Source organism: Variovorax gossypii, from assembly GCF_003965815.1.
GTDB classification, from domain to species: Bacteria; Pseudomonadota; Gammaproteobacteria; order Burkholderiales; family Burkholderiaceae_C; genus Variovorax; species Variovorax gossypii.
Genome location: NZ_RXOE01000002.1, coordinates 384,093 through 404,605 on the forward strand (window position 1 = coordinate 384,093; position 20,513 = coordinate 404,605).

The window sequence follows — 20,513 nt, forward strand, 5'->3', positions numbered from 1 at the left end:
GTCGCCCCCGGTGAGGGGGTTGGCGAAGCGGCACGAAGTGCGCGGAGCCTGGGGGAGTTTCATACAGGAGGGCGTGCCAGCACCACTTCGAGCACGAAGCGCGAGCCCACGTAAGCCAGCAGCAGCAGCGCCGAGCCGGCGTAGAGCACGCGGCGCGCGGTGCGGCCGCGCCAGCCGAAGCGGGCTCGGCCGATCAGCAGGATCGCGAAGGTGATCCAGGCGAGCACCGAGAAGATGGTCTTGTGGTCCCACTTCCAGGCGCGGCCGGCGGAGCCGTACAGCTGCTCGCTGAACAGCAGGCCCGCCAGCAGCGTGGCCGAGAGCAATACGAAGCCCGCGGTGACGAAGCGGAAGGTGAGCCGCTCGAGCGTGAGCAGCGGCACGCCGCCCTGCGGTTCGGCGGCTGCGGCCAGGCGGATCTGCTTTTCGGCGCGGGTGATCAGCCAGGCATGCACCACGGCGGCGCCGAAGAGACCATACGAGGCGATGCCCAGCGCCAGGTGCAGCGGCAGCCACGGCGAGGCCGTGACATGCAGCGGCGTGCCCGGAAACAGGATGGCCAGCAGCACGGCGGCCGCGCCCAGCCAGGCGAGCGCGCGCCGCACCTTCAATTGGGGATACATGCGGCTTTCGACCGCGTAGACAGTGAGCACCAGCCATGCCGTGACCGACAGCGCGGGGGCGAAACCGAAGCGCGGCTGGCTGCCGATGAGGCCGTGGCCCAGCGCGGCGGCATGCAGGAGCCATGCGATTCCCAGGGCCCACTGGGTCGATTGGCGGCTCAGTCGGGTGCCCGCGGCGGCTACGAATCCGTAGGCAACCGCAGTGGCGATGCCCAGTGCCACGCCGAGCGGGGAGGGGATCGCTAAAATCATCGGCCGGAGTTTAGCGTCTCGCTCTTGCGTTCCCGGCGCCCGGCTTCAAGTTCTTTCCCGTCTCCCAGGCTTCTCATCCGGCCCGCACCGCAGCGGGCAGCAAGGCATTCCCCTCATGGCCACCGCCCTCACAGAAAAGTTCTCCCGCCTCGTCAAGACGATGAGCGGCCAGGCCCGCATCACCGAAAGCAACGTGCAGGACATGCTGCGCGAGGTGCGCATGGCGCTGCTGGAAGCCGACGTGGCGCTGCCCGTGGTGCGCGACTTCGTCGCCCGCGTGAAGGAAAAGGCGCTCGGCCAGGAAGTGCTGGGCTCGCTCAAGCCGGGCCAGGCGCTGGTGGGCATCGTCAACCGCGAACTCGCCGCGACCATGGGCGAGGGCGTGTCCGACATCAACCTCGCGGCCCAGCCGCCGGCGGTGATCCTGATGGCCGGCCTGCAGGGCGCCGGCAAGACCACCACCACCGCCAAGCTCGCCAAGCACCTGATCGAGAAGCGCAAGAAGAAGGTGCTCACCGTATCGGGCGACGTGTACCGGCCCGCCGCCATCGAGCAGCTCAAGACCGTCACCAAGCAGGCCGGCGCCGAGTGGTTTCCGAGCACGCCCGACCAGAAGCCGCTGGACATCGCGCGCGCCGCGCTCGACCACGCCAAGCGCCATTACTTCGACGTGCTGCTGGTCGACACGGCCGGCCGCCTGGCCATCGACGAAGTGCTGATGGCCGAAATCAAGCAGCTGCACGCGGCGCTCGACCCGGTCGAAACGCTCTTCGTGGTCGATGCCATGCAGGGCCAGGACGCGGTCAACACCGCCAAGGCCTTCAAGGAAGCGCTGCCGCTGACCGGCATCATCCTGACCAAGACCGACGGCGATTCGCGCGGCGGCGCGGCGCTGTCGGTGCGCCAGGTGACGGGCGTGCCGATCAAGTTCGCCGGCGTGAGCGAGAAGATCGACGGCCTCGAAGTGTTCGACGCCGAGCGCCATGCAGGCCGCATCCTGGGCATGGGCGACATCGTCGCGCTGGTCGAGCAGGTCACGGCCGGCGTCGACGTGGCGGCGGCGCAGAAGCTCGCGGCCAAGGTCAAGAGCGGCGCGGGCTTCGACCTCAACGACTTCCTCGGCCAGCTGCAGCAGATGAAGCAGATGGGGGGCCTCTCCAGCCTGATGGACAAGCTGCCCACGCAGATGGCCGCCAAGGCCAGCGAGGCCGACCTGAGCCGCGCCGAGCGCGATATCCGCCGCAAGGAAGGCATCATCAACAGCATGACGCCGCTGGAGCGCCGCAAGCCCGAGCTGCTGAAGGCCACGCGCAAGCGCCGCATCGCCGCCGGTGCCGGCGTTCAGGTCCAGGAAGTGAACCGCCTGCTCAACGAGTTCGAGCAGATGCAGGGAATGATGAAGAAGATGAAGGGCGGCGGCCTCATGAAGATGATGAAGCGCATGGGCGGCATGAAGGGCATGGGCGGAATGGGTGGCCCCGGTGGGCCCAAGCTGCCGTTCTGAGCGGACGCCACACACATATATATAAGCAAAGCAAGAAGGCCCGCCGGGATGAACCGGCGGGCCTTCTGTCTTTCAGGTCTGCATTTCAGGTCGATACCTCGTAGACCGTCTCGTGCGCCTCGACCGGCGCCGGCAGCTCCCAGCGATGCAGCATGCGCTCGATGCCCGCGTTCGACAGCGTGGTGTCGCGCTCGCGGTTGCGACGCATCAGCTCCGCGTGCGGCACCTCGAGGTACACCAGCTCGATCCGCGTGTGGTAGGCCCACAGCAGGTCGAGCGTCTTGGTGCGCATCTGCTGGCTCAGGTGCGTGGCGTTCCAGACGAAGCGCTCCTGCCTGCGCAGCAACGCCTTCGCCTGGTCGACCGCGTGGTGTGCGGCGAGCCCGTCGTTCTCGCCGTGCTTCAGGCCCAGTTCGGCGCGCGCATCGTCGAAGGACACCACCGGCCAGCCCTTGCGGTGCTGTGCCACCCAGTGGTTCTTGCCGCTGGCGGGAAGGCCGCACATCACCGTCACCTGCGATCCTGCGTTCTGGAACAGCGGGTAGTCGGGGCTGGTGTCGGCGCCGCGGAAGTAGGCCAGGCGCGTGTGCGCGTCGGCCATCTTTCTGGGGCCCTCCCAGCAGCCTTCCTCCTGCGCCAACTGCTCGAAGAGCGCGATGTCGGCCATGCTGTCAGCACGCTTCTCGTAGTGGCGGCCCAGCATGTCGCAGCGCGCCACGCAGCACAGGTCGGGCAGGCTCAGCTCCCACGAGAGCTTGTGCACCAGCCATTCCGGCCGTACACCCTTGCGCGAGGCAAAGGCATGGAACGGCACCTGGTGCACGGCGATGATCCGGCAGATGGCCTCGCGCAGCGCGAAGGGCACGCGGGCCTTCCACATCAGCACGCGCACGTCGACTGCGCCACGGCGCGAATGGCCGGGCTGGCCGATGCGGCCGCTGGCCTCGTCGATCACGGTGGTGTCGGGCTTGGCGATGTCGTGCAGCAGGCAGGCCATGAACAGCACGAAGCGGCCGTCGGCATCGGCGCGCCGGTAGTGGTCGTCCCGCGTGAGCGCGTCGAGCACCATGCGCGTGTGGATGCCGACGTTGCCTTCGGCGTGGTAGTACGGGTCCTGCGGCGTCTCCTCGAGGCGCAGCAGGGCCGGCAGCAGGTCGCAGCATTGCGCCCAGTCGGTGTCCTTGCCGGGGGCTGGCACCAGGGAGCGCAGATCGTCGTATGTCATCGCGGCCTCCCTTGGGTTGCCAGTTCGGCGAGATCGCGCGAGGTGCGCAGGCCCAGGTCCTGCCATGTCAGCCGCGGCGTCGGCGCGTAGAGGTCCACGCCCGGCGCGAGCTGGTTCGGCAGCACCGGCCGGCGGCTGTGATGCGAGCCCGAATCGAGGATGGTCTGGACGAAATCCGGGCGCACCCACTTGTAGCGGCCCGTCACCCGGCCGTCCGATTCGGTCTTGAGGTACAGGCCCTCGGCGAGGTCCGACAGGTCGGTCTGCTGTCGCACGAGATCGAGCGGCTGGCCTTCCTGCGTCACGGCCTGCTCGAAGGCCGTCTTCCAGTCCGCGCTGCGCGCCAGCGAAGGTCGCACGAGCGAGCGCAGAGCCTTTGCATGGCGCGGCATCTCGCCTTCGTAGAGCACGGGCACCGGCAGCACCGGGCCGCCTTCGAGCAGCGCGTGCCGCGCCGGCGTCGAGAGAAAGCATTGCAACTGCCGGTCGTAGATGTCGAACTCGAGAAAGAAGGCCGGCAGCCGGTCGTACCAGCAGCTGTGCTTGGCGAAGCACCATTCGCCGTACATCACGTAGCGGTCTTCGAGCCGCTCCAGCAGCACGGCTTCATGGGTGGCAGCCCAGTGCTTGAACAGGTTGAACTGCCGCTCGCCGGCGCCGCCCGCGAGGTAATGGCCGCGCGATTGCAGCAGCAGTTCGCCCGCCGAGGTGAACGACACGGCTGCGTTGGCGCCATCGAGCTTTTCCTCGATGACGACGTGCATGCCGTGCAGTTCCGACAACGGCGTCTGGCCGTCGTCGCTGTCGCCGGCCTGCAGCCGCGAGCCTTCCAGGTGCGCAGTACGCGGGTACTTGAGCAGCGGAATCGATGAGAGAGAAGAGAGAGAAAACACGTTTGTTCTCCGGATGGAAACCAGGAAGAACCGACAACGTGCGGGAGCGAAGCTGGAAGCTGGGGAACGGATTGCGGTCAGCGGAAAGCGCAGCTTGGCGCCCGACATGACCGGCAATGAAGCGGTGTTGTCGGCGTCAGAGAGTGATGACGGCGAAACGGGGCACTTGGCGCTCCTGTGGATCGAAGGGATCCGTGGGTGGATGAAAAAAGAAGTCGGCGATTTTAGGGCCTGTTCGCACTATTTCCGGGGTCGCGAAGGGCAGCCAGGGCGGGCCAATCAAGGCGCGCGACGACGCGTGTGCATGCGCACACGCTAGGAGTGCAACGCCGAGTGGCCCGCCCTGGCTGCCCTTCCCGCAGGGTTGGTGCTCCAAGGGGCCGTCTGCGGCGTTGCCCGCGCTTGCAAGGCGAAAGCCTTGCTGCGCACGTGCGCCTTGCAACCAGCCCCTTGGAGCACCAACGCGACCCCGGAAATAGTGCGAACAGGCCCTAGCCACGCGCCATGAAAAAAGCCGGCCCAGGGGCCGGCTTTTCGAGGCGGTGTGTCTTCAGCGCATCAGGCGGTTGCCAGCGCTGCCGGGCGAGCCAGGCGCAGCGCGTGCATCCATGCGCGGCGCAGCACGGCCGGCGAGCGCGATTCCTCGGGAATCAGCAGGTAGCCGCGGTCGCGCAGCGTGGTGCCCAGCGCGATCTGGCTGGTCAGCACGGTCAGCGGAATCGCCAGCAGCAGCGGCAGGCCGACAGGCATGAGCCAGACCAGCGCGCTCGGATCGATCATCGCGACGCCGACGGCCAGCATGGCGATCACCAGCGTCATGGGAGCCAGCTGCGAGGCAGCGACCTTCCACGGCACGGCGGCGGCTTCGCGGGGAGGCGACTTCCAGTCGAGCTTGATGCCGGTGAGGGCAACCAGCACGAAGAGCGAATGAGCCAGCATGCGGACCGGAGCCTGCACGATGGCCAGGCCGGCTTCCATCGCCGAGCTCTTCACCAGGCCCCACAGGCCACCGTACTGGCGCTGCTCGCCGCGCATCAGCACGGCGGCGATGCCCAGCACGCGCGGCAGGAACAGCAGGCACAGGGTCCAGACCCACAGGCCGGCCAGTTCGGCGGGCAGCACGTTCCAGCTCGAGACCAGGCTCGAACCGCTCAGCCACAGGGCCGTGCCCAGCGTCAGGAACGCGAGCCACAGAGGGGCCGAGACGTAGGCCATGGTGCCGGTCACGAACATCGCGCGGTGCACCGGGTGGATGCCGGGCTCGGCCATCAGGCGGGCGTTCTGCAGGTTGCCCTGGCACCAGCGACGGTCGCGCTGCAGCTCGGCCAGCAGGTCCGGCGGTTGCTGTTCGTAGCTGCCGACCAGGTCGGAGACCAGCCACACGTTGTAGCCGGCACGGCGCATCAGCGCGGCTTCGACGAAGTCGTGCGACATGATGCCGCCCGACATGCCGCCGGTGCCCTTGATCGGGGCCAGCGCGCAGTGCTTCATGAAGGGCTCGACGCGGATGATCGCGTTGTGGCCCCAGTAGTGCGACTCGCCCAGTTGCCAGTACTGCATGCCCAGCGTGAACAGGCGGCCGGTGACGCGCGAGGCGAACTGCTGTGCGCGGGCGTGCAGCGTGACGTGGCCGATGGCCTGCGTCGCGGTCTGGATGATGCCGGCGGTCGGGTTGGCTTCCATCAGCTTGACCATCGAGGTCAGGCAGTCGCCGCTCATCACCGAGTCGGCGTCGAGCACGACCATGTAGCGGTAGTCCTTGCCCCAGCGGCGGCAGAAGTCGGCCACGTTGCCGGCCTTGCGGTGCGTGCGGCGGGTGCGCAGGCGGTAGTACACCTCGACCTGCGGCTGGTTCGGGCTCTCGGCCAGCGCGGCACGCAGGTCTTCCCAGGCGGCGCGCTCGGCGGCGGCGGTCTCGGGGTTGTAGCTGTCGGACAGCACGAACACGTCGAACTGCTTCGCGTGGCCGGTGGCCGCGACCGATTCGCAGGTGGCGCGCAGGCCGGCGAACACGGTGGCCACGTCCTCGTTGCAGATCGGCATGATGATCGCGGTGCGTGCCTCGGGGTTCATCGGGTGGTGTGCCACCTGCTTCGCCGAGAGGGAGTACTTGTCACCGCGCACGGAAACGTAGAAGCCCATGAGCGCGGTCACGAAACCGGTCACGACCCAGCCCGACAACAGGCCGTACAGGCCGATCTGGCCGTATTCGAGCCAGAGGTTGTCGTAGTCGGGTTGCACGCTGGCGAAGAGCGAGGACGCGATCACGGTGCTCAGCAGCGTGAGCATCATGAAGGCGAAGCGGCGGCGCGCGGCGGCGCGCTGCCAGGGCTGCTTGGCTTCGGTGGTGGGGTGAGCGCCGGCTTCGGCGTCACGGCCCGCGCCGAGCTTGACCAGCGCGGCGGTGCCGAGGCTGTTCCAGAAACCGCGCCAGGGGCGGGGCGTCATGGAGCCGCGGTTGACCGGGGGGGCGGTGACGGAGTTGGGATGGCGTTCTTCGCGAACCTGGCTGCGGCGCGAGAAATCGGTGTCGGCCAGCACGTTCAGTTGGGAGAAGTCGTTCGGCTTCATGCGGTTTACCAACGTTGCTTGTCGAGGGAGGGGGTGTCGCCAATGGCCGGAAGGCGCTTGAAGACGCAATCCGTTGCGGCGCCGCCAGCGCTTGCGAGCGCGGCCAGCGAATGGCCCGCGGCGCGGGGCCGCGAGGGGGAAAACTGCTTTTGACGCAGGCCGTCGCGCTGCTGGCGCAGTGCGAAAGATGGGCTGGTAAGTGCTGTCATGCCAGTACAGGGGCAAACCCTGTGCCAGGCTGGAAAAACGCTTTCAGATCAACAACTTAGGGCGATCCGAAGGCATTTTTCGGGGGCTGGGCCCGCCAGAGGGCCTCAAAACCCCTGTTTTTGTCGCCGAATCCCGACAAGCCGCCAGGGCAGGTGGGCATAGGCCATACAAATCAACGACTTAGAGGCGTCGCTACTCGGCGACAGCGTCGTTGCCCCCAGCGACAGCGTCGGCCTTGAAGTGCCCCGGGGTGAGTTCGTGCTTCTGCAGCAGCCGGTAGAACTCCGTGCGATTGCGGTCGGCCAGGCGGGCGGCGTCGGCCACGTTGCCGTCCGTCAGTTTCAGCAGGCCGACAAGGTAATCGCGCTCGAAACGCTGCTTGGCTTCGGCATAGGTCTGCACCTCCACTGTCGGCACGCGCAGTGCCCGCTGCACCAGCGCCAGCGGGATCAGCGGCGAGCTCGACAGCGCGCAGACCTGCTCCACCACGTTGTAGAGCTGGCGCACGTTGCCCGGCCAGGCGGCCATGGTCAGCGCCTTCAGCGCCTCGGGCGCGAAGCCCGACAGCCGCTTGCCATACTTGGTCGACAGGCGCTGCAGGAAGTGGTTGGCCAGCAGCGGAATGTCTTCGCGGCGTGCCGACAGCGGCGGCAGCGTGAGCGTCACCACGTTCAGCCGGTAATACAGGTCCTCGCGGAACTGGCCGGCCTCCATTGCGGCGTCGAGGTCGCGGTGCGTGGCCGAGACGATGCGCACGTCGACCTGGATCGACTGGCTCGCCCCCAGCGGCCGCACGGCGCGCTCCTGCAGCACGCGCAGCAGCTTGACCTGCAGCGCGGGCGGCATGTCCCCGATTTCGTCCAGCAGCAGCGTGCCGCCGTCGGCCTGCTGGAACAGGCCCTTGTGATTGGCGTGAGCGTCGGTGAAGGCGCCCTTCATGTGGCCGAAGAGCTCCGACTCGAGCAGCGCCTCCGGAATGGCGCCGCAGTTGACCGCCACGAAGGGCTTGTCGGCGCGCGCGCTGGCCTTGTGGATGGCGCGCGCAAGCATTTCCTTGCCGGCGCCGGAGTCGCCGCGCAGCAGCACAGATGCGTCCGACTTGGCGACCATGCGCGCCTCGGCCAGCAGCTCGGCCATGCGGTTGCTGCGACTCACGATCTCGGAGCGCCAGCTGTCGTCGCCGGCCTTGCTCGGCGTGGCGGCGGGGGCGCCGAGTGCCAGCGCCTGCGCGATCTTGTCGAGCAGCTCGCGGCCGTCGTAGGGCTTGGTGAGGTAGGTGAAGACGCCGCGCGCGGTGGCCTCGACCGCGTCGGGAATGGTGCCGTGCGCGGTCAGCAGGATCACCGGCAGCGAGGGATGGCGCTTGCGGATCTCGTCGAAGAGCTGGAGGCCGTCGCGCCCCGGCAGGCGGACGTCGCTCAGCACGAGCTGCGGATGTTCGATCTCGAGCTGGGTGAGCGCTGTCTCGGCCGAAGTGACGGCCGTGACCTGGTAGCCCGCCGAACTCAGCCGCATCGACAGCAGCCGCAGCATGTCCGGGTCGTCGTCGACCACGAGGAGGCGGGCGCCGGTGGTACTCATCGAAAAACCTCCGTGCTTCGCACTGCGGTGCGAGCTTGCTTGGGGCGGCCCGGCGCTGCGCTCATTGATTCGGTTTGCCTGTGTTGGGCGGCGCGGCAGGCATGGCCGGCGCCGGGTTGGTGTTGGGCCGCGCGAAGCTGCGCTCGATGGCGCGCAGGGCTTCGATGCGGTCGTTGAGCTGGTCGATGCGGCGCTGGCTGTCGCGCAGTGCCTGCACCTGCTTGTCGCGGTCGTCCTCGACGCGGCGCTGCTCCACGTAGCGTGCGGCCAGCGCGCGCGCCAGCGGCTGCAGCGCCTGCGCCTCGGGCGCGGGGTTGGAGATCACGCGCTGCAGCAGGCCCAGCGCGCGGGCCAGGTCGGCCGGCACGCGGGTCTGCGAGAGCAGCAGCGCCACCTGCATCTGCGCCGTGGGCGAATCGCCGGGGTCGCCCACGCGGGCGATCTCGGCGCTCAGGTCGGCGCCGTTGAGCGGGCGCACCTTGTCGGCGTACGACAGCATCGAGGCCACCGGCCCCTGCGTCATCAGCGTGAAGAGCGAGGCCGCGGGCTGCGTGGCCGGCGCCTTGGGCTCGGCCTCCACCGGCATCACGCGCGGCACGACCGGAGGCGGCGGCAGCGCATCGGCCTCCGGGGGCGGCTTGGGCTGCGAGGCGCAGGCGGCCAGCAGCAGGACGAAAGGCACGGTCATCGCCCCGGCGAAGGAGGAACGGCGGACGAACGGAAAAGACATGGGTCGAAGAAAGGACGCGAGGCGGTCGGACAGTATCTGGAGGGGGACGCCGGGGCGGTCAGGCCGTGCGCGGCAGTTCGATGCGAAAGCGCGCACCGGGACCGCCGGGCTGCAGGGTGATGCGGCCCCCGTGGGCTGCAATGTACTCCTGCACGATGGAAAGTCCGATGCCCGTGCCCTTCACGGTGTGTTCGGGCTGGCGCTCGCCGCGGAAGAAAGGCTCGAAGATCCGGTCGCGGTCACCCTCGGCGATGCCCGGCCCGGCGTCGTTCACGTCGATGTGCACCGCTTCCGGCGTCTGCGACACGGCCAGCGTGATGACACCGCCCGTTACCGAAAAGCGGATGGCGTTGCTCAACAGGTTGGCGATGGCGGTGCCGAGCTTGGAGCGGTCGACCGTGGCCGTGACGGGGTCGCCCTCGGCCCGCACGCGCAGGCCGTGCGACTGCCACTGCAGGCGCTGGGCCTCGATCTGCTCCTCGATCAGCGGCAGCAGCTCGGTGCGCTCGCGGCGCAGTTCGCGCGCCTCGAAGGCGGCGGCGTTGAAGCGCAGCAGCGCCTCGATCTGGCCCTGCAGCGACACGGTGTTCTGGTTCAGGATCTGCGCCACTTCGAGCTGCGCCGGGTTCAGCGGGCCGGTCACGCCGTCTTCCAGCAGCGAGACGCCCTCGCGCAGTGCAGCCAGCGGCGTCTTCAGCTCGTGCGACACATGGCGCAGGAAGCGCGCCTTGTCGGCGTCGAGTTCGGTCAGGCGCAGCCGCAGCCATTCGAGCTGCTGCGACACGCGCCGCACGTCGGCCGGACCGCGGATGTCGATGGGCTCGTCGAGCCGGTTCTGGCCGAGGCCGACGATGGCCTGCTCCAGCCGCTTGAAGGGCCGCGCCAGCCAGATGCCGAAGGCCAGCGCCAGGGCCGCGGCCAGCACGCTGGCGGCCACCACCTCGCGCATCAGCCGGCGGCGCGCGTTCTCGATGCGCCGGGCCAGCGCGTCGTTCTGCGTCTCGATGAGGAACTGCGCCTGCTGCGCGATGTTGGTGTTGAGGGCGTCGAGCTCGCGGAACTGCATCGCCATCGTGCTCTCGCGGGCGAGGGCGCTGTCGGCGCTGCCGCTCATCAGGCCCTCGATCACGCCGAGCTGGTTGCGCCACATGTCGATGCCGGCGGGCGGCAGGCCGTTCTTCTCCAGGCGCTCGAGCACCTGGTGCGCCTCGCGCGCGGCGTCGTCGAAGCGGCGGCGCAGCACGGCGTCGTTCAGCACCAGCGACTGGCGTCCGGCGCGCTCCATGGCCGCACTGCGCTCGGCCAGCGACTGGGAGGCGCCCGACAGGCGCAGCGCGCGCGCGGCCGCGTCGCGGCTTTGCGTCATGAGCGCGTCGTACTGCAGCACCGAGCGCAGCGCCACGCCGACCAGCAGCGCGGTGATCAGGAGAAAGGCGAAGAGCAGGAGCTGCTGGAACGAGCCCCGTATGGATGGACGCTTCGCCATCAGTGGTGGGCGAGCGCCATCGGCGATTCGTTCGTCGCTACCTCGCCGCGCAGCGTGTAGGCCAGCGAGCGCGTGATGCGCAGGTCGATCATCCGGCCGACCAGCCGGGCGTCGCCCTCGAAGTTGACGACGCGGTTGCAGGCGGTGCGGCCCATGAGCTCGTTCGCGTCCCTGCGCGAGGCGCCTTCCACCAGCACGCGCTGTGTTGTGCCGACCAGCGCCTGGCCGAAGCGCTTCACGTTGACGTCGATCACGGCCTGCAGCTTCTGCAGGCGCGCGAGCTTCACCTCGTGCGGAGTGTCGTCGTGCAGCGCGGCGGCCGGAGTGCCGGGACGCGGGCTGAAGATGAAGCTGAAGCTGGCGTCGAACTGGCAGTCGTCGATCAGCTTCATCATCTTGTTGAAGTCGTCCTCGGTCTCGCCGGGGAAGCCGACGATGAAGTCGCTGCTCAGCGCGAGCTCGGGGCGGATGGCGCGCAGCTTGCGTACCGTGCTCTTGTATTCCATGGCGGTGTAGCCGCGCTTCATCGCCATCAGGATGCGGTCGCTGCCGTGCTGCACCGGCAGGTGCAGGTGGCTCACGAGCTGCGGCACCTTCGCGTAGGCCTCGATCAGGCGCGGCGTGAACTCGTTCGGGTGGCTGGTGGTGTAGCGGATGCGTTCGATGCCGGGAATCTCGGCCACGTACTCGATGAGCAGCGCGAAGTCGGCGATCTCGGCTGTGTCGCCCATCCTGCCGCGGTAGGCATTCACGTTCTGGCCCAGCAGCGTGATCTCGCGCACGCCCTGGTCGGCCAGGCCGGCGATCTCGACCAGCACGTCGTCGAGCGGGCGGTTCACTTCCTCGCCGCGGGTGTAGGGCACCACGCAGTAGCTGCAGTACTTGGAGCAGCCTTCCATGATCGACACGAAGGCGGTGGCGCCTTCCACGCGCGCGGGCGGCAGGTGGTCGAACTTCTCGATCTCGGGGAAGCTGATGTCCACCTGCGGGCGGTCGAGCCGTTCGCGGTCGCTCAGCATCTCGGGCAGGCGGTGCAGGGTCTGCGGGCCGAACACGATGTCGACGTAGGGTGCGCGCGCGATGATGGCCTCGCCCTCCTGGCTCGCCACGCAGCCGCCCACGCCGATCTTCACGCCCTTGGCCTTCAGGTGCTTCACGCGGCCGAGGTCGGAGAACACTTTCTCCTGTGCCTTCTCGCGCACCGAGCAGGTGTTGAACAGGATGAGGTCGGCCTCGTCCACGTTCTGCGTGGGCTCGTAGCCCTGGGCTGCGTTCAGCACGTCGGCCATCTTGTCCGAGTCGTACTCGTTCATCTGGCAGCCGAAGGTCTTGATGAATACTTTTTTCATGGGGAGCTCTCTCTCGTGGCCCGGCGCGGCGGCGGGGCGCGACGGCATATGGCGCGCAGCGCAACGGGCTGCGCCGCCACCCGTCTCTTTCTTACTGCGTGTTGAGGGTGTCGTTCGAGGTGAACGGCCAGACGTTCAGGAACGGCTTGTTCAGCGATTCGCGGCTGGCGGTGGCTTCGTCGGGCGTGAGGATCCACACCTCGCGCAGCAGCCCGGCGGCGTCGCGCGTGTAGTTGACGAGGTACTTCTGGCCAATGATGGCGCCGGGCATCACCAGCATGTTCTGGCCGCTGCGGATGCGCGCGCCGGCGCCCAGGCGGTCGGGCTTGCCGTCGAGCTCGACGTCGGGCGCATTGGTCACCATGAACTTGCCGCGCAGGGTGCCGACGGGGAAGACGCGGCCGCCCACGAGCGATTCGTTCTGGGTCTGGGGGCGGGGCACTTCGTCCTGGGCGCTGGCGGCGAGCGGGAAAAGGCCCATGGCCGCCATGGCTGCTGTGCAAAGCGCTATGTAAGTGAGAGCATTCGTAGGTTTCTTGCAGCGGTTCATGGGGTTTATCCAGAGGCTGTGGACCGGGGATTTTAGCTAGGGGGTGTGTTCCCTCGCGTCGGCCACAGGGAGTTGAGCGGGCTTCGGGTTGACCTGCTTTACATTTCTTTACAGAGGGCGTGATCCTCGGAAGTCAGCTGCTGATTCAATAGCTGCTGTCAGCCCAAAGTGCACAAGAACCCATGAAGAAAAGTGTCGCCGTCGCCCTTTCGGGCGTGTTGATCGTAGCCGTCGCAGGCGGGTGGTGGAGCATGTCCGCGGACAAGTCCGCCACAAAGAGCGCCAAGGCCCCGAACGCGGGTGCCGGCGGCGGCATGCCCGCGCTGGTGACGCTGGCCACGGCGAAGAAGCAGGACGTGCCCGTGACCGTGCAGGTCAACGGCAGCGTGGTGTCCCTCAACAGCGTCGACCTGCGCCCGCAGGTGACCAACACGGTGAGCGCGGTGCATGTGAAGGAAGGCCAGTTCGTCAAGGCCGGCCAGCTGCTCTTCTCGCTCGACGACCGCAACGACCAGGCCAATCTCGCGCGCGCCCGCGCCCAGCAGCAGAAGGACGAGGCCACGCTGGCCGATCTCGAGCGCCAGTACAAGCGCAGCCAGGACCTGGTGGCGCAGAACTTCATCGCCAAGAGCGCGGCCGACGCCACGCTCTCGCAGCTGGAGGCGCAGCGCGCCGCCGTGGCCGCCGACCGCGCGGCCGTGCAGTCGGCGCAGGTGGCGCTGGGCTACGCCACGCTGCGCGCGCCCATCGCGGGGCGCATCGGCGCCGTGAACATCTATCCGGGCACGCTGGTGCAGCCGACGCTGTCGCTGGTGACCGTCACGCAGCTCGACCCCATCGCCGTGAGCTTCCCCGTGCCCGAAGGCAACCTGCAGGACCTGCTGGAGGCCGCGCGCTCGCGCTCGAAGGTCGAGGCAGTGGTCACCGGCCGCAAGGAATTGCTGACCGGCACGCTCGATTTCGTCGACAACACCGTCGATCCGCAGATCGGCACGGTGCGCGCCAAGGCCGTGTTCGCCAATGCCGACCAGAGCCTGTGGCCCGGCCAGTTCGTCGGCACGCGCATCACGGTGCGCACGCTCAACGGCGCCACGGTGGTGCCGGCCGCGGCGCTGATGATGCTGTCCGACGGCGCCTCGCTCTACGTGGTCGACGAGGCCAAGACAGCCACGCGCCGCAAGGTGAAGACGCTTCACACCTTCGGTACGCAGGTGGCCGTGAGCGGCGTGGAGCCCGGTGAGCAGGTGGTGATCGAGGGCAGCCAGAACGTGCGACCCGGCGGCAAGGTGCGCGTGGATGCAAAGGCTCCCGCCGCGGCGCCGGGCGCTCCCGGTGCTCCGTCCAACGGCACCACGGGCGTCACGCCCGGCAGCGCGGCGTCCTCCGACGGCACCGACATCAAGCCGCCGCGCCAGGAACGCGCATGAACATTTCCGAGCTCTGCATCCGCCGTCCGGCGATGACGGTGCTGCTGTCCGCCGCCGTGGTGGTCATCGGCATCTTCGCGTACTTCAGCATCCCCGTCGCCGCGCTGCCCAGCTACAACACGCCGGTCATCAACGTCAACGCGCAGCTGCCGGGCGCGAGCCCGGACACCATGGCGTCGTCGGTGGCGCTGCCGCTGGAGAAGCAGTTCTCGACCATCCCCGGCCTGCAGACCATCAGTTCGGTGAACACGCAGGGCGTGACCTCGCTCACGCTCGAGTTCGTGAGCAGCCGCGACATCGACGCCGCCGCCGTCGACGTGCAGGCCGCGCTGCTGCGCGCCCAGCGCCAGCTGCCGCAGGAGCTGACGCAGCTGCCCTCGTACCGCAAGGTGAACCCGGCCGACGCGCCGGTGCTGTTCATCGCGCTGATCTCGCCGTCGATGAATCCGTCGGAGCTCAACGACTACGCCGAGAACCTCATCTCGCCCACGCTCTCGACCATCGACGGCGTGGCACAGGTGGGCGTGTACGGCCGCAAGGCCTTCGCGGTGCGAATCAAGGCCAATGCCGACCTGCTCAACGCGCGCAACATCACGCTCGACGAGCTTGCCAAGGCGGTGAACTCGGCCAACGCCAACACGCCGGTCGGCGTGCTCGACGGCCCGCGCCAGACGCTCACCATCCAAGCCAACCGCCAGCTCATGAAGGCGGCCGACTTCGCCAAGCTGATCGTCGGCCAGCGCAACGGCGCGCCGGTGCGGCTCGACGAAGTCGCCACCATCGAGGACAGCTTCGAGTCGGTAAAAACCGCCAGCAGCTTCAACGGGCAGGACTCCATCTCGCTGGCCGTGCAGCGCCAGCCCAATGCCAACACCGTGCAGGTGGTGGACGCGGTGCGCGCTCTCATCCCGCGCTTCAAGGCCGAGCTGCCGCAGTCGGTCGAGATCCAGATGGTGAACGACCGCTCGCTGTCGATCCGCGAGGCGGTGCACGACGTGCAGCTCACGCTGCTGGGCACCATCGCGCTGGTGGTGCTGGTGATCTTCCTGTTCCTGCACCGGCTGGTGGCCACGCTGATCCCGGCCGCGACCATCCCGATCTCGCTGATCGGCGCGGTGGCGCTGCTCTACGCCTTCGGCTACAGCCTCGACAACATCTCGCTGCTGGGCATCACGCTCGCGGTGGGCCTGGTGGTGGACGACGCGATCGTGGTGCTGGAAAACATCATGCGCTACGTCGAGAAGGGCATGGACCCGTTCGCCGCCGCGCTGCGCGGCGCGCGCGAGGTGGGCTTCACCATCGTGTCGATCTCGATCTCGCTGGTGGCCGTGTTCATCCCGATCTTCTTCATGCCGGGCGTGATCGGCCTGCTGTTCCACGAGTTCGCGGTGGTGGTGGCGCTGGCGGTGCTGGTGTCGGCCGTGGTGTCGCTCACGCTGGTGCCCATGCTCGCGAGTAGGCTGCTCAAGCAGGTGCCGCGCCGTGCGGGCGCGCTCGACCATGAAGAGGGGCACCCCGAGCCCGGCACCGCCATCGGCCGTGCCTTCGAGCGCGGCTACCGCGCGGTACACGCCGGCTACATGAGCACGCTCGACTGGACGCTGGGGCACCGCAAGGTGATGCTGGCGATGGCGGGGCTGACCTTCGTCGTCACCGGCTGGCTGTTCGCGACCATCCCGAAGGGCTTCTTCCCCGAGGAAGACATCGGCCAGATCCAGATCACGACCGAGGCCGCCGAGGACATTTCCTTCACCGCCATGAAGGCCCTGCAGGACCGCGTGGCCGCCGCGCTCAAGGACGACCCGAGCGTTGACTACGTGAGCTCCTTCGTCGGCGTGGGCGGACCCACGGCCACGCAGAACTCCGGCCGCCTGTTTGCCGTGCTCAAGCCGCGCAGCGAACGTCCGCAGATGTCGAAGGTGCTCGAATCATTGCGCCAGCGCTTCCGCGAGATCCCGGGCATCGCCGTCTACATGCAGCCGGTGCAGAACCTGCGACTGGGCGGCCGCCAGAGCAAGGCGCGCTTCCAGTACACGCTGCAGAGCGTGAACGCGGGCGAGATGGTGCCGTGGGCCACGCGGCTCATGGAGCGCATGCGCGCCGACCCCGACTTCCGCGACGTGACCAGCGACTCGCAGAACCGCGGCCTGCAGGCCACGCTCGAGATCGACCGCGACAAGGCCGGCGTGCTCGGCGTGGCCGTGGGCGACCTGCGCACCGCGCTCTACAACGCGTACGGCGACCGCCAGATCGGCAGCATCTACGGCTCGAGCAACACCTACCAGGTGATCCTCTCGGCCGCCGACAACGACCGCCAGTTCGAGGAAGACGTCTCGCGCCTGTCGGTGCGCAGCACCACCGGCAAGCTGGTGCCGCTGTCGGCTTTCTCGACGGTCAAGCGCACCGTGGGCCCGACCGCGGTCAACCACCAGGGCCAGTTGCAGGCAGTGACGGTGTCGTTCAACCTCGCGCCCGACGTGCCGCTGGGCAACGCGACCGCGAAGATCGACCGCTTCAAGGACGAGCTGAAGATGCCGCAGTCGATCATCACCACCTACGGCGGCGATGCGGCGGTGTTCCAGAGCTCGCAGTCGAGCCAGGCCGTGCTGCTGGTGCTGGCGGTGCTGGTCATCTACGTGCTGCTGGGCGTGCTCTACGAGAGCTACATCCACCCGATCACCATCCTGGCGGGGCTGCCGTCGGCGGCCGTGGGCGCGCTCATTTCGCTGAAGCTCTTCGGCTTCGACCTCACGCTGATCGCGACCATCGGCATCCTGCTGCTGATCGGCATCGTGAAGAAGAACGCGATCATGATGATCGACTTCGCCCTCGAGGCGCAGCGCACCGAGGGCATGAAGCCTGTCGAGGCGATCCGCGAGGCCTGCCGCCTGCGCTTCCGCCCGATCCTGATGACCACGCTGGCCGCGCTCATGGGCGCGCTGCCGCTCGCACTGGGCCTGGGCGCCGGCGCAGAGCTGCGTCAGCCGCTGGGCGTGGCGGTGGTGGGCGGGCTGATCTTCTCGCAGGTGATCACGCTGTACATCACGCCGGCCATCTACCTCGCGCTCGACCGCTACAGCGGCACCGGCCCGATGGTGGACCTGCCGGGCGAAGAGAAGACGCCGCAGGCGAGCCAGGGCCCGGGGCACGCCACCTCGCACGCTTGACGGCGCCTTGCGCCGCGCACCTGCCGCTCACTCGCCGGGCGTCAGGCCGGTGGCTGCGCGGCGATGCCCAGCTTGCGCAGCAGGCGATGGAAGTTGCTGCGGTCCATGCCGGCCTGGGCAGCCGCCCGGCTGAGGTTGCCGCCGTGGCGGGCCACGCAGGCGGCCAGCCACTCGCGCTGGAAGGCTTCGGTGGCCTCCCGCAGCGTGGTGGCTGGCGCTTCCGAAGCCGCGGCGCTGGCCGGTACGTCGACGGGCGACGGCTGCAACGGCGCTTCCTCCAGCAACAGGTGCCGCGGCTCGATCGCCACCCAGCGCGCGCGAGGCGCGTGCTCGCGGTAGGCGCGCAGCGCGGCACGGCTGATCGTGTGTTCGAGCTCGCGCACGTTGCCGGGCCATGAATGCGCCAGCAGCGCGGTCCGCGCGGCGGGCGACAGGCGCAGGTTGCGCGCGCCCAGCCGGTGCTGGTTCTCCTCGAGGAAGCCGCCGGCCAGCGCAAGCACGTCGCGGCCGCGCGCGCGCAGCGGCGGCACCACCAGCGGATAGACCGACAGCCGGTGGTACAGGTCGGCCCGGAACCGCCCCTGCGCGATGGCGGCGGGCAGGTCCCGGTTGGTGGCCGCGATCACGCGCACGTCCACGCGCAGCGTGCGATCGCTGCCCGGGCGTTGCAGCTCGCCGCCCTGCAGCACGCGCAGCAGCTTGGCCTGCACGCCCAGCGGCAGCTCGCCGACCTCGTCGAGGAACAGCGTGCCGCCGTCGGCCAGCTCGAACTTGCCGGTGCGGTCCTGGATGGCGCCGGTGAAGGCACCCCGGCGATGGCCGAAGAGCTCGCTGTCGGCCAACGTCTCGGGCAGCGCCGCGCAGTTCACCTGGACCAGCGGCTGGGACCTGCGCCGCGAGCACGCATGCAGCCGCTGCGCCACCAGGTCCTTGCCCACGCCGGTCTCGCCCAGCAGCAGCACGGTTAGGTCGGAGGCACCCACGGTGTCGATCTCGCGGCGCAGCTGCTGCATCGCCGCGCTGGTGCCCACCAGTTCGCGCACGGCGGCGCGGCCGGACTGCCAGGCCTCGGCCAGCACCTGTTCCTGTGCCGTGCGCCGGGCCATGTCGCGTGCCGCATGCGCAGCCTCGATGCCCGACTCGACCAGCCGCACCAGCGCTTCCATCCGCGCGGGGCCGACGGCGTCGAAGGCCGAAGGTTCCAGCGCGTCGAGCGTGAGCAGGCCCCAGGTGTCGCCGCGCAGGCGCAGCGGCGCGCCCATGCAGTCGTGCACCGGCAGGATCTCGGGCTGGCCCGAGACGAGGCCGTCGTAGGGGTCGGGCAGATCGCAATCGGGCGGAAAGCGCACGCCCGCCGGGCTCTCGAGCAGGCGGGCGAAGCGCGGATGTGCCGCCACCGCGAAGCGGCGTCCCAGCGCCTCGTCGCTGAGGCCGTCGACCGCGACGGCGCGCAGCATGCCGTCCTCCAGCCGCAGCAGCGCCACCGCGTCGCAGCGCACGAGTTCGCGCACGGCCTTGAGGAGGGCGCCGAAGCGCTCGCCCTCACTGGGGAGATCGGGCCCCCCGGATGTGGTCATTTCTACGCTCATGGTGGTCTATTTGACAACATGTTTTGTGGTCGATTTGACTGAGTCGGAAAAAACATGTTCAAAAACAAGGGCTTGCGAAGGCGCGACGGCAGGCACGCTTCATGAGAAGGAAGAACGTTCCTTCACTACCTTCGAGTTTCCCAGCCATGCTTTCCGAACGCACCATCGCCCTCGTCAAGGCCACCGTTCCGCTGCTGCAGACGCAGGGGGAGGCGATCACCTCCCACTTCTATAGCGTCATGTTCGCGAACCATCCCGAGGTGAAGACCTTCTTCAACGAAGCGCACCAGGCCAGCGGCACGCAGGCGCGCGCGCTGGCCGGCGCGGTGCTCGCCTATGCCGCGAACATCGACCGGCTCGAGGCGCTGGCGGGCGCGCTGCCGCGGATCATCCAGAAGCACGTCGCGCTCGGCGTGCAGCCCGAGCACTACCCGATCGTCGGCAAGTGCCTGCTGCAGGCCATCCGCGAGGTGCTGGGCGACGTCGCGACCGACGAAATCATTGCCGCCTGGGCAGAGGCCTACGAGGCGCTGGCCGGCCTGCTGATCGCCGCCGAGGAAGAGGCGTACGGCGCCAACGAGCGGCGCCCCGGCGGCTGGCGCGGCACGCGCCGCTTCGTCGTGGCGCGTCGCGAGCCGGAGAGCGAGCTCATCCTCTCGCTGTACCTGGAGCCCGAGGACGGCGGCCCGCTGCCCGCGTTCCTGCCGGGCCAGTACCTCACGCTGGTGCTGGAGATCGACGGCGAGACCGTGCGGCGCAACTATTCGCTTTCCGATGCGCCCGGCAAGCCCTGCCTGCGCATCAGCGTGAAGCGCGAGGAGGGCGGGCGCGTGTCGAACTGGCTGCATGTCCATGCCCGCCCAGGCACCGTGCTCGACGTGCTGCCGCCCAGCGGCGACTTCGTGCTGCAGCCCGCGCCCGCCGAAGGCCGCCCGCTGGTCCTCGTGACCGGCGGCGTGGGCATCACGCCGGCGATGAGCATGCTCGAGACCGCAGCGCCCACGGGGCGGACGATCCGCTTCATCCATGCCGCGCGCCACGGCGGCGTGCATGCCTTCCGGGCGCGCGTCGACGCACTGGCGGCCGCGCATGCGAACGTGGAGGCGCTCTACGTGTACGACGCGCCGCGTGACGCCGACCGTCCGCACGCGACCGGCTTCGTCACGAAGGAACTGCTCGCGCAGGCCTTGCCGCCGGACCGCGACGTGGACTTCTACTTCCTCGGCCCGAAGCCCTTCATGAAGGCGATGTACGCGAACGGCGTGGCACTGGGCGTGCCCGCGCAGCAGATCCGCTACGAGTTCTTCGGGCCGCTGGAGGACCTGGGCGCGGATTGCTGATGCGGGGCGGGGAGCG

At 68.9% G+C, this 20,513-nt stretch carries 14 protein-coding genes; 4 read left to right on the top strand and 10 right to left on the bottom strand.

Going from position 1 to position 20,513, the window contains the following annotated elements:
• Nucleotides 1–59 precede the first annotated feature (59 nt).
• Nucleotides 60–875 (bottom strand): cytochrome C assembly family protein, encoded by an 816-nt coding sequence (locus EJP69_RS09500; RefSeq protein WP_093196861.1) that lies wholly within the window; start codon nt 873–875, stop codon nt 60–62.
• Between the two features lie 115 nt (nt 876–990).
• Between EJP69_RS09500 and ffh the strand changes: the two genes are divergently transcribed.
• Entirely contained in the window at nt 991–2,379 is a 1,389-nt protein-coding gene (gene ffh, locus EJP69_RS09505) for a signal recognition particle protein (RefSeq protein ID WP_093196859.1), read from the top strand.
• A gap of 85 nt (nt 2,380–2,464) precedes the next feature.
• Here the strand turns inward: ffh and EJP69_RS09510 are convergent, their stop codons facing one another.
• The 8 genes from EJP69_RS09510 to EJP69_RS09550 form a co-directional block, all read right to left on the bottom strand.
• Nucleotides 2,465–3,604, bottom strand: coding sequence for an AAA family ATPase (locus EJP69_RS09510; RefSeq protein WP_126469667.1), 1,140 nt, complete (start codon nt 3,602–3,604; stop codon nt 2,465–2,467).
• Complete coding sequence (locus EJP69_RS09515; protein ID WP_126469669.1) at nt 3,601–4,497, bottom strand: RNA ligase family protein; 897 nt, start codon at nt 4,495–4,497, stop codon at nt 3,601–3,603. The genes EJP69_RS09510 and EJP69_RS09515 overlap by 4 nt, the downstream gene beginning before the upstream one ends.
• A 558-nt stretch (nt 4,498–5,055) precedes the next feature.
• Nucleotides 5,056–7,068 carry a glucans biosynthesis glucosyltransferase MdoH gene (mdoH, locus tag EJP69_RS09520; protein ID WP_093196854.1) on the bottom strand — a complete coding sequence of 671 codons (2,013 nt, stop codon included), beginning with the start codon at nt 7,066–7,068 and terminating at the stop codon, nt 5,056–5,058.
• Between the two features lie 402 nt (nt 7,069–7,470).
• Nucleotides 7,471–8,859: a sigma 54-interacting transcriptional regulator gene (locus EJP69_RS09530; protein WP_093196852.1), complete on the bottom strand. Its 1,389-nt coding sequence runs from the start codon at nt 8,857–8,859 to the stop codon at nt 7,471–7,473.
• A 61-nt stretch (nt 8,860–8,920) separates the two neighbouring features.
• Nucleotides 8,921–9,589, bottom strand: coding sequence for a hypothetical protein (locus EJP69_RS09535; protein WP_126469671.1), 669 nt, complete (start codon nt 9,587–9,589; stop codon nt 8,921–8,923).
• Nucleotides 9,590–9,647: 58 nt separating this feature from the next.
• A complete protein-coding gene (locus EJP69_RS09540; RefSeq protein ID WP_093196848.1) occupies nt 9,648–11,075 on the bottom strand; it encodes a sensor histidine kinase in 1,428 nt (475 codons plus the stop codon).
• Nucleotides 11,075–12,424, bottom strand: coding sequence for a tRNA (N6-isopentenyl adenosine(37)-C2)-methylthiotransferase MiaB (gene miaB, locus EJP69_RS09545; protein WP_126469673.1), 1,350 nt, complete (start codon nt 12,422–12,424; stop codon nt 11,075–11,077). The genes EJP69_RS09540 and miaB overlap by 1 nt, the downstream gene beginning before the upstream one ends.
• Nucleotides 12,425–12,515: 91 nt before the next feature.
• Entirely contained in the window at nt 12,516–12,905 is a 390-nt protein-coding gene (locus EJP69_RS09550; protein WP_240652098.1) for a hypothetical protein, read from the bottom strand.
• Between the two features lie 320 nt (nt 12,906–13,225).
• On the opposite strand from EJP69_RS09550, the gene EJP69_RS09555 reads away from it, so the two are divergent.
• Together EJP69_RS09555 and EJP69_RS09560 are read left to right on the top strand one after the other, a co-directional pair.
• Nucleotides 13,226–14,401: an efflux RND transporter periplasmic adaptor subunit gene (locus EJP69_RS09555; RefSeq protein ID WP_240652099.1), complete on the top strand. Its 1,176-nt coding sequence runs from the start codon at nt 13,226–13,228 to the stop codon at nt 14,399–14,401.
• Nucleotides 14,398–17,568, top strand: coding sequence for an efflux RND transporter permease subunit (locus EJP69_RS09560; protein WP_126469677.1), 3,171 nt, complete (start codon nt 14,398–14,400; stop codon nt 17,566–17,568). The genes EJP69_RS09555 and EJP69_RS09560 overlap by 4 nt, the downstream gene beginning before the upstream one ends.
• 41 nt (nt 17,569–17,609) lie before the next feature.
• On the opposite strand, the gene norR is transcribed toward EJP69_RS09560, so the two are convergent.
• Nucleotides 17,610–19,145: a nitric oxide reductase transcriptional regulator NorR gene (gene norR, locus EJP69_RS09565; protein WP_240652100.1), complete on the bottom strand. Its 1,536-nt coding sequence runs from the start codon at nt 19,143–19,145 to the stop codon at nt 17,610–17,612.
• A 158-nt stretch (nt 19,146–19,303) separates the two neighbouring features.
• Between norR and hmpA the strand changes: the two genes are divergently transcribed.
• Nucleotides 19,304–20,497 (top strand): NO-inducible flavohemoprotein, encoded by a 1,194-nt coding sequence (gene hmpA / locus EJP69_RS09570; protein ID WP_126469681.1) that lies wholly within the window; start codon nt 19,304–19,306, stop codon nt 20,495–20,497.
• The last annotated feature ends 16 nt before the right edge of the window (nt 20,498–20,513 follow it).

Bases quoted from the DNA above. Each gene is read 5' to 3' on its own strand.
- EJP69_RS09530 (WP_093196852.1), bottom strand. From the start codon at position 8,859: ATGAGTACCACCGGCGCCCGCCTCCTCGTGGTCGACGACGACCCGGAC.
- ffh (WP_093196859.1), top strand. From the start codon at position 991: ATGGCCACCGCCCTCACAGAAAAGTTCTCCCGCCTCGTCAAGACGATG.
- norR (WP_240652100.1), bottom strand. From the start codon at position 19,145: ATGACCACATCCGGGGGGCCCGATCTCCCCAGTGAGGGCGAGCGCTTC.
- hmpA (WP_126469681.1), top strand. From the start codon at position 19,304: ATGCTTTCCGAACGCACCATCGCCCTCGTCAAGGCCACCGTTCCGCTG.
- EJP69_RS09540 (WP_093196848.1), bottom strand. From the start codon at position 11,075: ATGGCGAAGCGTCCATCCATACGGGGCTCGTTCCAGCAGCTCCTGCTC.
- EJP69_RS09560 (WP_126469677.1), top strand. From the start codon at position 14,398: ATGAACATTTCCGAGCTCTGCATCCGCCGTCCGGCGATGACGGTGCTG.
- miaB (WP_126469673.1), bottom strand. From the start codon at position 12,424: ATGAAAAAAGTATTCATCAAGACCTTCGGCTGCCAGATGAACGAGTAC.
- mdoH (WP_093196854.1), bottom strand. From the start codon at position 7,068: ATGAAGCCGAACGACTTCTCCCAACTGAACGTGCTGGCCGACACCGAT.
- EJP69_RS09550 (WP_240652098.1), bottom strand. From the start codon at position 12,905: ATGGGCCTTTTCCCGCTCGCCGCCAGCGCCCAGGACGAAGTGCCCCGC.
- EJP69_RS09535 (WP_126469671.1), bottom strand. From the start codon at position 9,589: ATGTCTTTTCCGTTCGTCCGCCGTTCCTCCTTCGCCGGGGCGATGACC.
- EJP69_RS09555 (WP_240652099.1), top strand. From the start codon at position 13,226: ATGTCCGCGGACAAGTCCGCCACAAAGAGCGCCAAGGCCCCGAACGCG.
- EJP69_RS09510 (WP_126469667.1), bottom strand. From the start codon at position 3,604: ATGACATACGACGATCTGCGCTCCCTGGTGCCAGCCCCCGGCAAGGAC.
- EJP69_RS09500 (WP_093196861.1), bottom strand. From the start codon at position 875: ATGATTTTAGCGATCCCCTCCCCGCTCGGCGTGGCACTGGGCATCGCC.